Genomic DNA, 16,377 nt, shown 5'->3' with positions numbered 1-16,377 from the left:
TCGACTTCGACCGGATCTTCTTGCGATGCAATCAGTTCCACTAACGACCAGACCGGTGAATGACCTCGCGGGCCAAGGCTCGATATGCCTCGGCGCCAGCCGATTTCGGCGCCCACGTCGTGATCGGCTCACCGGCGACGCTGGTTTCGGGGAATCGAACGGTGCGGTTGATCACCGTGTCGTAGACGACGTCGCCGAACACCTCGACCACTCGCGCCATCACCTCCCGAGCGTGCAGGGTCCGGGCGTCGAACATCGTGACGACGATGCCGGCCAACTCGAGCTTCGGATTGAGACGGTCGTGCACTTTTTCGACGGTGTCGTTGAGAAGTGCCAGGCCGCGCAGGCTGAAGTACTCGCATTCCATCGGAATGATGACCGAATCGGCGCACGCCAGCGCATTGACGGTGAGCAGACCAAGCGACGGCTGGCAGTCGATGAGCACGTAGTCGTACCGATCGAGAACCGGGTGCAACACGCGCCCCAAAGTCTGCTCACGCCCGACCTCGGTGACCAATTGAATCTCGGCGGCCGAAAGGTCGATGTTGCTGGGGAGCAGGTCCAGACCGTCCACCCGAGTGCGCATCAACACGTCGTCGATGGACACACGCGGTTCGACCAGGAGATTGTGGACGGTCAGTTCCAGGTCGTGATGCTGAACGCCCAGACCAGCAGACAACGCTCCTTGGGGATCGAGATCCACCAAGAGCACTCGGCGACCGTATTCGGCCAACGACGCGCCCAGGTTGATCGTCGACGTCGTCTTGCCGACGCCGCCCTTCTGGTTGCACATCGCGATGATCATCGCGGGTCCGTGGTGCGCCAACGGTGTCGGTTGAGGTACCTCGCGGACCGGCCGGCCCGTCGGACCGAGTTCTTCCGTGGAAACAGCAGGGGTTTCCGCAGGTGGAGAGGCTACTGGCGTCGTATCTATTTCGAACATCGCCTCTGGTTCGGAGGGTACAGCTGGTGCTGATTCGTTCACGCGCTCGAAGAGTTGGGCATTGACATGCGGCGGCGCGGACTCCGCCGCTGGTGGCTGCGATGTCGACACGGTCCGATGCTCCCCTACTCTTTCGGCGGTTGCTCTCGGCGCCGGCAAACCTCCGAAACTGCGGTGGAGGCCGCTCGCGCTCCTTGAACGCTACCGCTTACATCACCGAATGGTCTCGCAGACACGCATGAGCCAACCAACGCCTAACGGGCGCGTGGGTGTGCCTGAGCCCACACTTCGCGCAGCGCTGTGACGGTGACCAGTGTGTAGATCTGCGTCGTGGTTACCGAAGCGTGACCGAGAAGTTCCTGCACGACACGTACGTCCGCGCCGCCGTCGAGCAGGTGTGTGGCAAACGAGTGCCTGAGCGTATGGGGTGAGACGTCCGCCTTGATCCCGGCCGACGCGGCCGCGTCCTGAAGAATCTGCCATGCACTCTGACGCGAGAGGCGTCCCCCGCGAGCGTTGAGAAACAGGGCAGGAACACCACGCGTCGCCAGGCTGGGGCGCCCGCGGACGAGATACGCGTCGACGGCGGAGATCGCCGGCCTGCCGACGGGGACGATCCGCTGCTTGCCGCCCTTGCCCTTGAGCAGCACGGAACGGGTTTCGGTGTCGATGTCGTCGACGTCCAGATCGATCGCCTCGGTGATGCGTGCTCCGGTCGAGTACAGAAGCTCGAGCAGAGCGCGATCCCTCAGGTCGCGGGGCCCGTCACCGGCCGCACCGCCACCCGAAGCGTCGAGTAGGGCGATCACGTCGTCGAGCGGCAGAGCCTTGGGCAGCTTGCGTCCGGGCGTCGGCGGCTTGACCGTTCGAGCCACATCGACACCGACCAGGCCCTCGGCGGCGGAAAACTTGTGGAATCCGCGGACCGCGATCAGGGTCCTCGCTGCCGAACTGGCCGCCAACGGTACGACTCCGGCATCTTTGTCACCCAGGCGCAGATGAGTCACGAATTCGGTGACGTCGTTCTCCGTCACGCCCGCAACGTCGTCGATGCCGCGCCCGTTCAAATACTCCGCGTACCGATTCAGGTCGCGGCGATACGAAAGCAGAGTGTTGCGCGCAGATCCTCGCTCGACCGCTAGATGGTCGAGATACGAGTCCACCTGTCGGGCAAGCACTTCAGGCTCGCGACTTGCGTTCTCCGAATGCGCGAGGACGATCGGGCCACGGTGCGTCGGCGGGGCGCAGCGGCTTTCCCGTCGAGCGTGCGGTAGCGATCGCGAGAATGCCCGATACCGCGGTGGCATTGACGATGTCACCGCGCAGCGCCATGTCGACGGCGTCGGCGAGCGGAACTCGCGAAATCTCGAGATCGGCTTCTTCGTGTTCGGGATCGTCGCGCTCCACCTCGTGCAGCCCCTCGGCGAGGAAGACGCGAACCGCCTCGTCCGTGAACCCGGGTGAGAGAGCTACATCGACCAGCACCGACCATCGATCGGCGCCGAGTCCGGTTTCTTCGCCCAGCTCACGCGCCGCCGCCTCGACCGGGCTCTCCCCCGCAGCGTCGAGCAGACCGGCAGGGATTTCCCACAACCGGTGCCCGAGCGGGTGACGGTACTGGTGAATCAGCACCAGGTTGTCGTGCTCGTCCAGTGCCACGACGGCAACGGCGCCGTGGTGTTCGACGACTTCCCGATCGGCACGCTGACCACCAGGCATCGCAACGGTGTCGACGCGCAACGCGATGATCGCGCCGGTGTAGACCGTCTTGGAGCCGAGGGTGTCGAATTCGTGCCGACCGGGATCGCTCATCTGTGGCTAGACCTTTTCCACGTTCTCGACTGCAGCGTCGAGCGCTGTCTCGGTGGCAGCGGTGTCGATCTTCTCGTCACCGTGGACGTCGACGGGCAGGCGCTCTTCGAGCTTGTACGTCAACGCTGCTTCGACGAAGGCGGCGAACAGCGGGTGCGGGCGCGTCGGGCGGCTCTTGAGCTCCGGGTGTGCCTGGGTGGCAACGAAGAACGGATGCTGCTCACGCGGGTACTCGACGAACTCGACCAGGTGACCGTCCGGCGAGGTTCCGCTGAACTGCAAGCCGGACTTGGCAATCCGGTCGCGGTACGTGTTGTTGACCTCGTAGCGGTGACGGTGACGCTCGGAGACGTCCTCGGTTCCGTAGGCCTGAGCGACGACGGAACCCTTGGTCAGCACGGCCGGGTAAGCACCCAGACGCATTGTGCCACCGAGGTCGGCGTCACCGGCGATGACGTCTTCCTGATCAGCCATCGTGGAGATGACCGGGTGCTTGGTGTCCGGCTCGAACTCGGCCGAGTTGGCATCGTCGAGGCCGACGCTGCGAGCAGCTTCGATGACGACGCACTGCAGACCCAGGCACAGACCCAGCAGCGGCAGCTTGCGTGAACGTGCGAAACGGATCGCGCCGAGCTTGCCCTCGATGCCGCGGATGCCGAAGCCGCCCGGGATCAGAACACCGTCGACGTCACCGAGAGCGGCCTGCGCTCCGGCTTCGGTCTCACAGGCGTCCGACGGGACCCAGGAGATCTCGACCTTCGACCGGTTGGCAAATCCACCGGCGCGCAGTGCCTCGGTGACGGAGAGGTATGCGTCGGGCAGGTCGACGTACTTGCCGACCAACGCGACACGCACGGTCTCACGCGGCTGGTGAACACGATCGAGGAGGTTGCCCCACACGGTCCAGTCGACGTCGCGGAACGGGAGACCGAGCTGGCGAACGACGTAGGCGTCGAGGCCCTCACGGTGCAGAACCTTCGGGATGTCGTAGATCGAGGGAGCGTCGGGCGTCGAGATGCAGGCGTCGACGTCCACGTCGCACATCAGCGCGATCTTGTTCTTGAGGCCCTGCGGAACGTCACGATCGCAACGAAGGATCAGCGCGTCGGGCTGAATGCCGATGCTACGCAACGACGCAACCGAGTGCTGCGTGGGCTTGGTCTTGAGTTCTCCGGAGGGGCCGAGGTACGGCACGAGGGAGACGTGCAGGAAGAAGACGTTGTCGCGGCCGACGTCGTGGCGGACCTGGCGAGCGGCTTCGAGGAAGGGCTGCGATTCGATGTCGCCGACGGTTCCACCGATTTCGGTGATCACGACATCCGGGCGGTGTCCCTGCAGATCGGGGCCGCTCATCTCGAGGATGCGACGCTTGATCTCATCGGTGATGTGCGGGATGACCTGAACGGTGTCACCGAGGTACTCGCCGCGGCGTTCCTTGGCGATGACCGTCGAGTACACCTGGCCGGTGGTGACGTTCGCCTGACCGGATAGGTCACGGTCGAGGAACCGCTCGTAGTGCCCGACGTCGAGGTCGGTCTCGGCACCGTCTTCGGTGACGAAAACCTCGCCGTGCTGGAAGGGGTTCATGGTGCCCGGATCCACATTGAGATAGGGATCGAGCTTCTGCATGGTCACGCGCATTCCCCGCGCGGTCAACAACTGTCCCAGGCTCGAGGCGGTCAAACCTTTGCCGAGCGAGGAAGCTACACCTCCGCTGACGAAGATGTGCTTGGTGGCGGTACGCGTGTTAGTGCGTGACTGTGGCAAAGGGGCTCCCGTGACGACTGTGCAGGGCTTGGTCTGATGAAGCATGCTGGGGCCTGCCGACCCACGGGATTTCACGGTAACACCTATCGGGGGTCGGTGCCTACAACGCGCCGACTTTCCGCCCCCGATGTGACCGGCGTATCAATACCGGGGTGTTCAGTTGGTGGGTGCGCCGACGGTAACCGCCGCCGCTCCCGGTCCCGTGCCGTAGCGGCCGGCGCCGCCGTTCAACTGTTCCTGAAGTGCCAACGGCGTCGTGATCTTGCCCGATTCCCGGTCGATGTTGTCGATGGTCGTCAAGCCCGCTGAGAGCGCCGCGTCCGCACGCGCGACGGCAACCGGACCACTGCCCTCGGCCGAGCCAGGCCGGCCCGCGAGAATCGTTCCTGCGCCGCGTCCGTCGAGAGCACCGGCAAACCGGGCGATGACGGCGCCGCGGTTACCCGTGGCTGCGTCGGATTCACTCTTGTTGTCGCCGGTGAGAACCACGGCGAGCTGAGCCGGCTTGACCGCTCCGTCGTCGTAGCTGATGAAACCGGCGCTACGCAGCGAGTCGAGCGCGAGATTCATCTCGTCCGGAGTGCTCTGCGGTTCGCTGTTCTGCCCGTTGAGAAGCAGAACCGAACCGAGCAGATCACCCGCGAGACTGCCCTGATCGACCGCGCCGGTCCTGAGGGTGATCCCCGCAGGGATGACATTGGTGACGACAGTCCGCAAACGGTCACCGCCGGTGGCGTCGACAAACGAATCGGTGAGCGAGACGCGTCCGGTCACGGCACCGCCGGCGGCAGTGACGAGTCGGTTGACACCGTCGAGATCACTGGGATCCGCGTCCGGTGCCGTGATGACGACGACGGTGCGACCAGCGAGACTGTCACGCACGACGCGACCGCCGACAGCGGCATCGAAGCCGTCCGCGGAATTGAGTTGCTGCTGAAGCTGATTGGACTGTTGATTGAGGTCTTCGATCTCGTTCTGCAGGTCCGCCTTGTCGTCACGCAGACCGGACAGCAATCCACTCGACAGCATTCCGGAACCGAGCACCACGCCGATCGCGAGTGCCAGAAAGATTGCCGCTATGGAAATTGCATGTTGACGCATCGAAATCACTTGAAGAGCCCCTGAACCCACAGCGCGAAGCTGTTCCACGTTGCGATTGCCCAGTCGAGAACTTCACTACCGGCATTGGACACGACCAGGGCGACGATCACTGCCACCAGGGCGGCGAGCACCAGGAGCGCGATCGCGCCGCCGGACACTCGACTTCGATACAGCGTTGCGACGGCCTTGGCGTCGACCAGTTTCGGTCCAACCTTGAGCCGTGTCATGAACGCCGACGGATTGCTTTCACGACGCCCACGGTCGAAGAACTCGTCCAAGGACACCACGTTGCCGACCGTCACGATCAGTGAAGCTCCGTGGTGATCGGCAAGCAGCAGGGCAAGGTCGGTCGGTGAGCAGGTCGCCGGGAACGTCATCGCCCCGATACCGAGATCCTGGATTCGGGAAAGCCCCGCCGCATGACCGTCCTGGTCTGCAGGCAGAACAACTTCCGCGCCGGACTTGAGCGTGGAACTGGTGATTTCCTCCGGGTCGCCCACGATCAGATCGGGGCGGTATCCGGCCTTGCTCAACACGTCCGCACCTGCGCCGACACCGATCAAGATCGGCGAATACTCCTTGATGAAGGGCTTGAGGTTCTTCAGATCGGTCTCGCGTTCGGGGCCGTCGGAGACGACCACGACATGGCGGTCCTTCAAGTCGATATCGATGTCCGGAACACCGATTCCGTCGATGAGCAACGGGCTTTCGGTGCGGATGAACTCGATGGTGTTACCCGAGAACGCTTCCAAGTGATCGACCAGGCCGGTCTTGGCCTCGATCATCCGGTCGGAGATTTCGGCCTCGGTCTGCTCTTCACCCTTGACGAGGCTCTTCTCGCCGTTGAAGATCTCGCCCTCGTGCAGGCGGATCTTGCTGCCGTCCTTGATGTTCTTGAAGACATCACCGTCGACGGCATCGATCAGAACGATGTCGTTGGCGACGATCACTTCCGGTCCGAGGTTGGGGTACCGCCCCGAAATCGACGGCGACGCGTTGACCACGGCCATGACTCCGGCTTTCACCAGAGCATCGGCGGTCCGGCGATCGATGTCGATTTCGTCGAGGATCACGATGTCTCCAGGACCGACACGGCGCAGAAGCTTCGCCGTGTTCCGATCGGCCCTGGCGATGCCACTGATCCCAGGCAAGGATTCGGTGTTACGTGAGAGCAATCCGGGCATCTTCATGGCTTCGATGATGAACCTGAAACCGCGTTGACCGGTGGAGGCGCGCCGACAACTACCACATCAGTCACACCAACACCACAGAACCTTCAATCTGTGACGCGGGCCGCATTCGCGATCTCGAGCAGTTCTTCGGCGTGCGCACGACCGGTTTCGGTGTCGTCCAGCCCTGCCAACATACGGGCCAATTCGACCACCCGATCCGAATCCGACAAGGTCCGCACGCCACTGCTCACCACTCCGCCTTTGTCGTCGACCTTGTCCACCACGAGGTGGGTGTCGGCAAACGCAGCAACCTGCGGAAGGTGGGTGACAACGATAACCTGATGCGTGCGAGCAAGTTTCGCCAATCGGCGGCCGATCTCGACAGCAGCGCGGCCACCGACCCCCGCGTCCACCTCGTCGAAAACCATCGTCGCACCGGTGTCGCTACCAGCGAGAACAACCTCGAGCGCCAGCATGACGCGTGACAGCTCACCACCGGAAGCGCTCTTGCTGATCGGAAGTGACGGTGCCCCACTGTGCGCGGACAGGCGAAATTCCACCTCGTCGACGCCGGCAGACCCGGCATGCAGGTCTACTCCCCCGACACTGAGCGGCGCCGAGTCCTGCGGGCCGGCAGGCTGCGAACGCACAGTCACTTCGAGGCCCGCACGTCCCATCGCCAGACCGGCGAGTTCCGCGCTGACGGCTTTGGCGAGCTTTGCCGCCGCCTTGACTCGCGCGGCGCTCAGCTTGGTAGCTGCCTCCGCGGTCAGGCCAGCCGTCTCCTCGACCTGCTTGGCCAACAGTGACAACGCATCCGAGGACACGTCGAGTTTGGATAGACGAGCGCGAGCAGTATCTGCCCATTCGAGAACACCGTCGACATCGGCGGCGTACTTGCGAGTCAGAGTCTTCAGTTCCGATTGCCGCGACAACAAAGAGTCCAGAGCACCCGGGTCTGCGGGCAGCCCGGACAGGTAGGTGTTCAGGTCACCGGCGACGTCGGTGACGACGGCAATAGCGTCGGCCAACCGGGAACCGAGGCCATCGAGATCGGCGTCGGTGACCGACTCGATGCGCGCCCTCGCTTCGGACATCAGGTCTAGCGCCGGCATGACACCGACGTCGCCGCTTGCCATGTCGTCACTACCGGCGAGCGCAGCGTGCGCCTCTTCCGCAGCCGAGCGGAGCGAATCGAGTTCACTGAGTCGACGAACTTCGGCAACGATCGCCGTGTCCTCGCCGGGCTCGGGTGCCACGCCGTCGATTTCGTTGAGCGCGAAGGTCAACTGATCTGCTTCTTGTGCCAGTTCACGAGCCTTCGACGTGCGCTCGATCAACTCCGAACGAGCATCGAGCCATTCACGACGGTGTTTGCGGTACCTCGTCAGCAGCGTTCCGATTGCCTTGTCCCCGAAGCGGTCCAGCGCGTTGCGTTGCTGGTCGGGACGAAGCAATCGCAGCTGATCGTTCTGTCCGTGGACAGTCAGAAGTGGGTCCGTGAATTCGGAGAGAACTCCCGCCGGCACGCTTCGTCCGCCGAGATGAGCCCGAGACCGCCCATCGCTGCCGACTGTCCGCACGGCGATGATGGTCCCGTCCTCGTCGCGCTCGGCGCCGGACGATTCCAGGATTCGGACGATCTCACGCTCGGTGGCCGGTGAGACGTCGTCGGCGATGAATCGTCCTTCGACAACGGCTCGCGACGCGCCCAACCGCACTCGACCGGCATCCGCTCGCGCTCCGCTGAGGAGGTGCAAGCTGGTGACGACCATCGTTTTACCTGCGCCGGTTTCACCGGTCAGGACGGTCAGGCCCTCGTGAAACTGGGCGCTGGCCTCGGAGATCACACCAAGACTGTCGATACGGATCTCTGCGAGCACGATTAAGGCTTCCTTCCTCGCCATCCGGTAACCGGAAGCTCGAACTTGCGAACCATCCGATCAGCGAAAGGCGCAGAGTCCAACCGGACCCACTTGACGGGAGTGGCGCCGCGAACGATCTCGACGCGAGCGCCGGCAGGCAGTTCCAAGGTACGACGGCCGTCGCAGAAGACCAGGCCGTCGTGGCTGCCTGCGACGGTCTCCACCGCGATGATCGAATTCGGGCTGGTGACCAACGGCCGCGCGAACAGCGCATGCGCGTTGCTGGGTACGACGAGCAATGCTTCGAGTTCGGGCCACACGACGGGGCCGCCTGCGGAAAATGCATAAGCGGTCGAGCCTGTGGGAGTGGACACGAGAACACCGTCGCAACCGAACGCGGACACCGGTCTGCCATCGACTTCGAGGACAACTTCGAGAACTCCCAGACGCGAACGGTTCTCGATACTGGCCTCGTTGAGCGCCCACCCGCGGTCGATGATCTCGTCGTCCACCCGAATCACGACGTCGAGTGTCATACGGGACTCGACGCGATATTCCTTGCGAACTACCTGTGCGAGAGCCTCGTCGAGATGCTCGGCCTCGGTCTCTGCCAGAAATCCGATCCGTCCGAGGTTGATGCCCAGTACAGGAATGGACGCTTCTTGAGCGAGTTCGGCGGCGCGCAGAAACGTGCCGTCGCCACCGAGGACAAGTACCAACTCGCATCCAACGGCAGCATCAGGGCCGGGATGAACAACCGTGACGTCGAGACCCGGCGCAGAGAAACCCTCGGGTTCCGTCATTGCTTCGATGCGCGAGCTGTCTGCTTCGTCGACGAGGACTCGCAGTCCGATTCCCGCGCGCTCGAAGATCTTCCCGACCCGCTTGGCAGTTTCCGTGATGTCACGTCGACCAGGGTGTGCGACAAGAAGGATCTCGCGCGACTCGCCGTTCGTGACCGCGTTCACTGGGGCCCTTCCTCTACAGCCTTGCGAATCATGTCCTCCACCGTAGGAATTCCCTCGGTGTTCGTCTCGGCGTCGGTATCCGTCTCTTCGTCGCCGGATGTACCCGTCTTTCGAAGCCACAGGAAATACTCGACATTTCCCGACGGACCGGGCAATGGGCTGGCCACGACACCTAACGTCCGCAGACCTACCTTTGCAGCAGCCTCCGACACGTCGAGCACAGCGGAGATTCGCAATTCCGGATCTCGTACGACGCCACCGGCACCGACGCGGTCCTTGCCCACCTCGAACTGAGGCTTGACCATCGGAACCAGGTCCGCGCCGTCAGCGGTACAGGCGACAAACGCCCCGAGTACCAGTTTGAGAGAGATGAACGACAGGTCCGCGACAACGAGATCGACAGTTCCGCCGATCGTCTCGGCATCGATAGCGCGAACATTGGTTCGGTCGATGACATGCACTCGGTCGTCGGACTGCAGGCGCCACACCAATTGGCCGTAACCGACGTCGACGGCGACAACTTCCTTCGCACCGCGTGTCAGCAGAACGTCCGTGAACCCGCCGGTGGAAGCGCCGGCGTCGAGGCACCGGCGACCTTCGACCGTCAATCCTTCGGCACCGAAGGCGTCAAGGGCACCGATCAGTTTGTGAGCACCGCGCGACGCCCACGAGACTTCCTGCTCCACCTCGACGACCCGAAGCGGCGTTCCGGCTTCGATCGCCGTCGCGGGCTTGGTCGCAACGGCTCCGGAAATGAGAACTCGGCCCGCGGAGATCAGTTCTTGCGCATGATCTCTCGATCGTGCCAGACCGCGACGGACCAATTCGGCGTCCACCCGTGCTCTACGTGCCACGTCAAGCCCTGTCCACAGAGGCGAGTGCCTGGACGAGCACCTCGTGTGCCTGTTCCAAAATATGTGCCTTCTGCGGAATCACACCTGCTCCGTGATGATCGTTCGGATCGTGTTCGATGCCGCCGAGGCGTGCCAGCAAACCGTCGACGTCAGAACGTATTCGTTCCGGATCGACGGTAGGGCGTGACCCGGGCAGCGGTGATCCGTTGCTCGAGTTTCCGGGGTGCGGTGTCGGCGTGCTCATCGGGCACAACGTTAGTGCATGACTCTCCGTTGCGCATACACCCGCACCCCCGCGAGTCGAACACATATGCGAGAAATCAGGCCAGCCAGGAAGCAAACAGATCCGCCACGCCGGCATCCGACGCTTCCAGCGTCTGGAACGACGGATTAGCCCATGCGACAGGCGCAACCGCACGTAGAAGTGACATTTCGTCCCCGACAACCGGGCCGTCGACAACCAGCGCCGACCCGTTCACGGAGACAGACCACTTGGAGTCCGCACCGACCAGCGATTCGACAGCCGGCTGATTGAGCGAATCCAGAGTTGCTGCAATGTAGGTGGGGCGCTGCTCAATCGGAGCCCGCAGTACGTCGACCGGCGTGCTCACACCGGTCAGTACCAACAGTGAGTCGATCGAAACAGCATGTGCGCCTTCGATATCAGTGTCCAAGCGATCGCCGACGACCAGTGGACGCGAGCACCCACTGCGTGCAAGCGCATCCTCCATCAGCGGAGCAGCAGGCTTGCCTGCCACCAAGGGTTCCTGCCTCGTGGCGGCGCGCAGAGCCGCCACCATCGAGCCGTTGCCGAGCACCAAACCTCGTTCCGACGGCAGTGTGGTGTCCAGGTTTGCAGCCACCCACAGCGCCCCGGCCCTGATCGCCAAGCATGCCTCGGCGAGGATCGACCAGTTGGTCTCCGTCGAATGTCCTTGGACGACTGCAACCGGGGAATCCGCGACTTCGCGCACCGGAAGCAACCCGACGCGCGTCACCTCGTCGGCCAATGCATCGGTACCGACGACGAGTACAGCGGCACCGGGTTCGAGACGCTCAGCCAACAGACGCACCGCCGTCTGAGAACTGGTGACCACGCGATCGTCTTCGGAATCGAAACCGAGTTCGGTCAGATGCGCGGACACTGCCGAAGGCGAGCGACTCGCATTGTTGGTCACGTAGTACAAAGCCTGCGTACCCTGACCCAACGCAGCCTGGGTGCCGGGAATCGCATGAGCTCCGGCGTACAGCGTGCCGTCGAGATCGAGCAAAAGTACGTCGTACTGAGTACGAAGCACGGTCACTGATCTTCTCCGGTCAACTCGGCCACCCGTTCTTCAGCATCCGTGTCACCCTCGAGGTCTGCAGCTGCAGCATTGAGGAACCACTTCAATCCGTCTTCGACACGACCTGCTGCAACGAGGGCATCAGCGTACGCATAGAAAAGCCGAGCCGCCGCTTCACCGGTACGCGCTGCGTCCAGATCCTTGGTCTGCAGTGTGACAACTGCCTGATCGAACTGACCGAGATCCATGCGGGCGCCGGCGACCACGATCCTCAACTCCGAAGCCTCGTCGCCGGAAAGCAGGGCAGCCTCGTCGCTACGGCCGAGCTCGATGGCGCGTTCGGGTCGACCCAAACCGCGTTCGCAGTCGGCCATGACAGCGATCAGACCCGGTCCACCAGCCATTCGACGGGCAGCACGAAGCTCGGAGAGAGCTTCAGCCCATTCACCGGCGTGGTACGCGGTGATTCCAGCAGCTTCACGAACGACCGCAATTCGGCCGGCGCGCTGACGAGCAGCACGAGCGTGGAGCAGTGCAAGTTCCGGGTCTTCGTCGACAAGCTTGCCTGCCATGACCAGGTGACGCGCAACTGTGTTGGCGTTGTCCTTGTCGAGGCTGAGCAGATCCCGACGAACGGCCGGATCCAACTCGGTGGGCTCTACGTTGTCGGGCAAATCCGGTTCGTCAGGTCGTGCTTGCTGACGGTTGCGGTCGCCGTCGCGTCCACGAGGGGTGAACCCACCCTCGCCGCCGCGACGCTGTCCTCCGTTGAATCCGCCGCCACGGTTACTGTTTCCAGCACCGCCACGGTTGTTGTCTCCGGCACCACCGCGGCGGTCTCCGCCTGCAGCGCCGCGTGATCCACGCCCGTCGTTGTCACGACGGGGGCCACCTGATCGAGGCGCTCCTCCCCCACGGAAGGACCGACGCTCGTCGCCATTCTCCGACACAGTCATTCCTCTCATACAACGCACGAAAGGGGACCCAATATGTTGGGTCCCCTTTCGGTTAACGGGTGTTCGGCGGTGTCCTACTCTCCCACACCCTGTCGAGTGCAGTACCATCGGCGCTGAAGGGCTTAGCTTCCGGGTTCGGAATGGGACCGGGCGTTTCCCCTTCGCTATGACCGCCGTAACTCTATGAAACTGTCACAGTAACCAACTTCTGATCACCTGGTTTCACCGTGCACCAACCCGAACCCGTTACCGGGTGGATGGATGACGGAGAAAACAGAGTTTCTCATCAGTATCTGTGTGTTGTTTCAGATACCGCACAGTGGACGCGTAGCTTCTTTGTGGTAAGTCCTCGGCCTATTAGTACCAGTCACCTGCATGCATTACTGCACTTCCAGTTCTGGCCTATCAACCCGGTGGTCTGCCGGGGGCCTTACCCCCTCGAGGGGGTGAGAAACCTCATCTTGGAACAGGCTTCCCGCTTAGATGCTTTCAGCGGTTATCCCTTCCGAACGTAGCTAACCAGCGGTGCTCCTGGCGGAACAACTGGCACACCAGAGGTTCGTCCGTCCCGGTCCTCTCGTACTAGGGACAGCCTTCCTCAAGTTTCTAACGCGCGCGGCGGATAGAGACCGAACTGTCTCACGACGTTCTAAACCCAGCTCGCGTGCCGCTTTAATGGGCGAACAGCCCAACCCTTGGGACCTACTCCAGCCCCAGGATGCGACGAGCCGACATCGAGGTGCCAAACCATCCCGTCGATATGGACTCTTGGGGAAGATCAGCCTGTTATCCCCGGGGTACCTTTTATCCGTTGAGCGACACCGCTTCCACTTGCCGGTGCCGGATCACTAGTCCCGACTTTCGTCCCTGCTCGACCTGTCAGTCTCACAGTCAAGCTCCCTTGTGCACTTGCACTCGACACCTGATTGCCAACCAGGCTGAGGGAACCTTTGGGCGCCTCCGTTACATTTTGGGAGGCAACCGCCCCAGTTAAACTACCCACCAGGCACTGTCCCTGAACCAGATCATGGTCCGAGGTTAGAGGTCCAATTCGATCAGAGTGGTATTTCAACAACGACTCCACGATAACTGGCGTCACCGTTTCACAGTCTCCCACCTATCCTACACAAACCGAACCGAACACCAATACCAAGCTGTAGTGAAGGTCCCGGGGTCTTTTCGTCCTGCCGCGCGTAACGAGCATCTTTACTCGTAATGCAATTTCGCCGAGTCTACGGTTGAGACAGCTGAGAAGTCGTTACGCCATTCGTGCAGGTCGGAACTTACCCGACAAGGAATTTCGCTACCTTAGGATGGTTATAGTTACCACCGCCGTTTACTGGGGCTTAAATTCTCAGCTTCGCTCCCGAAGGAACTAACCGGTCCTCTTAACCTTCCAGCACCGGGCAGGCGTCAGTCCGTATACATCGTCTTACGACTTCGCACGGACCTGTGTTTTTAGTAAACAGTCGCTTCTCACTGGTCTCTGCGGCCCCACCCAGCTCAGACAGTAAATGTCGTCACCAAACAGGGCCCCCCTTCTCCCGAAGTTACGGGGGCATTTTGCCGAGTTCCTTAACCATAGTTATCTCGATCGCCTTAGTATTCTCTACCTGACCACCTGTGTCGGTTTGGGGTACGGGCCGTGTGAAAGCTCGCTAGAGGCTTTTCTCGGCAGCATAGGATCACTGAATTCGCCTCAATCGGCTACGCATCACGTCTCAGGCTATGTGTGACCCGGATTTGCCTAGGTCACGCCCTACACGCTTACACCAGTATTACCACTGACTGGCTCAGCTACCTTCCTGCGTCACCCCATCGCTTGGCTACTACCAGATCAGGTCCCATGCATCCACCAACTCGAGACCCGAAGGTCTTCTCGTGGCTTCAGGATGGTTAGTATCACTGATTCACCATGGGCGCGTTCACACGGGTACGGGAATATCAACCCGTTGTCCATCGGCTACGCCTGTCGGCCTCGTCTTAGGTCCCGACTCACCCTGGGCGGATTAACCTGGCCCAGGAACCCTTGGTCATTCGGCGGACGAGTTTCTCACTCGTCTTTCGCTACTCATGCCTGCATTCTCACTCGTGTGGCCTCCACGGCTAGGTCACCCTGCCGCTTCCATGGCCACACGACGCTCCCCTACCCATCCACACACCTGCCAGAAAATCCTTGGATCAACTGGGGGCTATTGCGTGAATGCCGCAGCTTCGGTGGTGTACTTGAGCCCCGCTACATTGTCGGCGCAGGATCACTTGACCAGTGAGCTATTACGCACTCTTTCAAGGGTGGCTGCTTCTAAGCCAACCTCCTGGTTGTCTTCGCGACCCCACATCCTTTTCCACTTAGTACACGCTTAGGGACCTTAGCTGGCGATCTGGGCTGTTTCCCTCTCGACTACGAACCTTATCGCCCGCAGTCTCACTGCCGCGCTCTCACTCACCGGCATTCGGAGTTTGGCTGATTTCGGTAAGCTTGTGGGCCCCCTAGACCATCCAGTAGCTCTACCTCCGGTGAGAAACACGCGACGCTGCACCTAAATGCATTTCGGGGAGAACCAGCTATCACGGAGTTTGATTGGCCTTTCACCCCTACCCACAACTCATCCCCTCAGTTTTCAACCTAAGTGGGTTCGGTCCTCCACGACGTCTTACCGTCGCTTCAACCTGGCCATGGGTAGATCACTCCGCTTCGGGTCTAGAGCATGCCACTACGATCGCCCTATTCGGACTCGCTTTCGCTACGGCTACCCCACACGGGTTAACCTCGCGACATGCCACTAACTCGCAGGCTCATTCTTCAAAAGGCACGCCATCACCCCCAACAGTAAACTGTTCGAAGGCTCTGACGGATTGTAAGCGCACGGTTTCAGGTACTATTTCACTCCCCTCCCGGGGTACTTTTCACCTTTCCCTCACGGTACTAGTCCGCTATCGGTCACCAGGGAGTATTCAGGCTTATCGGGTGGTCCCGACAGATTCACACCAGATTTCACGGGCCCGGTGCTACTTGGGTTTCCATTACAACAGTCACAAAGTTTTCGTGTACGGGATTCTCACCCTCTACGACAGGCCGTTCCAGACCACTTCCACTAACCCTGTGATTTCTTACTGTTGGCCTGCTCGGCAGAACAGACAAAATGAACCCCACAACCCCACGAATGCAACACCTGCCGGCTATCACACACCCATGGTTTAGCCTCTTCCGCTTTCGCTCGCCACTACTCACGGAATCACGGTTGTTTTCTCTTCCTGTGGGTACTGAGATGTTTCACTTCCCCACGTTCCCTCCACACGCCCTATATATTCAGGCGCGGGTAACACGACATCACTCGTGCTGGGTTTCCCCATTCGGACATCCTCGGATCACAGCTCGGTTGACAGCTCCCCGAGGCTTATCGCAGCCTCCTACGTCCTTCATCGGCTCCTGGTGCCAAGGCATCCACCGTACGCTCTTCATTACTTACAACAAAGATGCTCGCGTCCACTGTGCAGTTCTCAAACAACACACAACACTCAGGCTCCAAGCAGACACCAACAAGAAAAAAATTCTTGCGGTATGACCGCGCCTGAACATTGTCGTTACTTCCTTCGAGGAAACACTCGCGTGTTCTCTCAGGACCCAACAGTATGCCGATATAATTTGTTCT

The 16,377-nt window shown here is 61.5% G+C and carries 12 protein-coding genes and 2 rRNA genes; all 14 read right to left on the bottom strand.

Annotated features, from left to right (window positions below; translation table 11 throughout):
- Positions 1-40 precede the first annotated feature (40 nt).
- A complete protein-coding gene (locus CPI83_RS13745; RefSeq protein WP_020969711.1) occupies positions 41-1,054 on the bottom strand; it encodes a ParA family protein in 1,014 nt (337 codons plus the stop codon).
- A gap of 143 nt (positions 1,055-1,197) precedes the next feature.
- Positions 1,198-2,121: a site-specific tyrosine recombinase XerD gene (xerD, locus tag CPI83_RS13740; protein WP_092763928.1), complete on the bottom strand. Its 924-nt coding sequence runs from the start codon at positions 2,119-2,121 to the stop codon at positions 1,198-1,200.
- Position 2,122: 1 nt separating this feature from the next.
- Positions 2,123-2,755 (bottom strand): NUDIX hydrolase, encoded by a 633-nt coding sequence (locus CPI83_RS13735; protein WP_020907867.1) that lies wholly within the window; start codon positions 2,753-2,755, stop codon positions 2,123-2,125.
- 6 nt (positions 2,756-2,761) lie between these two features.
- Complete coding sequence (locus tag CPI83_RS13730) at positions 2,762-4,522, bottom strand: CTP synthase (protein ID WP_003946139.1); 1,761 nt, start codon at positions 4,520-4,522, stop codon at positions 2,762-2,764.
- Between the two features lie 156 nt (positions 4,523-4,678).
- Complete coding sequence (locus CPI83_RS13725; RefSeq protein WP_092763926.1) at positions 4,679-5,632, bottom strand: copper transporter; 954 nt, start codon at positions 5,630-5,632, stop codon at positions 4,679-4,681.
- Complete coding sequence (gene steA, locus CPI83_RS13720; RefSeq protein ID WP_020907868.1) at positions 5,629-6,813, bottom strand: putative cytokinetic ring protein SteA; 1,185 nt, start codon at positions 6,811-6,813, stop codon at positions 5,629-5,631. The genes CPI83_RS13725 and steA overlap by 4 nt, the downstream gene beginning before the upstream one ends.
- 86 nt (positions 6,814-6,899) lie before the next feature.
- Complete coding sequence (gene recN / locus CPI83_RS13715; RefSeq protein ID WP_003946143.1) at positions 6,900-8,678, bottom strand: DNA repair protein RecN; 1,779 nt, start codon at positions 8,676-8,678, stop codon at positions 6,900-6,902.
- A 2-nt stretch (positions 8,679-8,680) separates the two neighbouring features.
- The gene (locus CPI83_RS13710; protein ID WP_019748593.1) at positions 8,681-9,628 is read right to left on the bottom strand and encodes an NAD kinase; all 948 of its coding nucleotides are present in this window, start codon (positions 9,626-9,628) and stop codon (positions 8,681-8,683) included.
- A complete protein-coding gene (locus tag CPI83_RS13705) occupies positions 9,625-10,482 on the bottom strand; it encodes a TlyA family RNA methyltransferase (protein ID WP_019748594.1) in 858 nt (285 codons plus the stop codon). Before CPI83_RS13705 ends, CPI83_RS13710 begins: the two co-directional genes overlap by 4 nt.
- Before the next feature lies 1 nt (position 10,483).
- On the bottom strand, positions 10,484-10,726 hold the full coding sequence (locus CPI83_RS13700; RefSeq protein WP_019748595.1) for a hypothetical protein: 243 nt from the start codon (positions 10,724-10,726) through the stop codon (positions 10,484-10,486).
- Positions 10,727-10,802: 76 nt separating this feature from the next.
- Positions 10,803-11,786, bottom strand: coding sequence for an HAD-IIA family hydrolase (locus tag CPI83_RS13695; protein WP_092763924.1), 984 nt, complete (start codon positions 11,784-11,786; stop codon positions 10,803-10,805).
- On the bottom strand, positions 11,783-12,724 hold the full coding sequence (locus tag CPI83_RS13690) for a hypothetical protein (RefSeq protein ID WP_073513327.1): 942 nt from the start codon (positions 12,722-12,724) through the stop codon (positions 11,783-11,785). The genes CPI83_RS13695 and CPI83_RS13690 overlap by 4 nt, the downstream gene beginning before the upstream one ends.
- Positions 12,725-12,785: 61 nt before the next feature.
- Positions 12,786-12,902 (bottom strand): 5S ribosomal RNA (gene rrf / locus CPI83_RS13685).
- 159 nt (positions 12,903-13,061) lie between these two features.
- Positions 13,062-16,196 (bottom strand): 23S ribosomal RNA (locus CPI83_RS13680).
- Positions 16,197-16,377: the final 181 nt, after the last annotated feature.

It is taken from the genome of Rhodococcus sp. H-CA8f, from assembly GCF_002501585.1.
Lineage (GTDB): Bacteria > Actinomycetota > Actinomycetes > Mycobacteriales > Mycobacteriaceae > Rhodococcus_F > Rhodococcus_F erythropolis.
The sequence above is the reverse complement of the archived record's forward strand: the minus strand, read 5'-3'. Positions and strand labels throughout refer to the sequence as shown.